Annotated in this window: 1 protein-coding gene; it reads left to right on the top strand. The window is 50.9% G+C overall.

The features are described 5' to 3' along the window. Positions 1-226, top strand: a 226-nt coding sequence (locus H3Z84_RS16885; protein ID WP_206768791.1) for a hypothetical protein, incomplete at its 5' end; no start/stop codon positions are given. Between the last annotated feature and the right edge of the window lie 53 nt (positions 227-279).

Here is a 279-nt window from a genome sequence, read left to right as displayed (position 1 = left end):
GTTTTGTTCGATTTTTGCCTATTTCCCGCCGTTTTGGCGGAAAACAGGCGAACTAACCCTACGACAGCAGGTATTTTTCACCCATCAGCAGGTTGCTGAACGCAGCCAGCAAGTGCAATCGGTTACTGTTTTTGGCCAAGCGGCGATTTTCAACCCAGTTGTCCAAATGACCGCGTTTAAGCGGCCAATTTATTGCGCTCTATTTCCTGCAATTTGCCAGGGTTGAGCGATACCGGTCCGGTTACTTCCCAGTTCCGGGTATTGCCAGACCAGCGCCGT

Origin of the sequence: Marinobacter sp. bablab_jr003 (assembly GCF_016464245.1) — a bacterium.
In the GTDB taxonomy this organism is placed as follows: Bacteria; Pseudomonadota; Gammaproteobacteria; order Pseudomonadales; family Oleiphilaceae; genus Marinobacter; species Marinobacter vinifirmus.
This window is presented reverse-complemented; position numbering and strand designations above follow the sequence as displayed.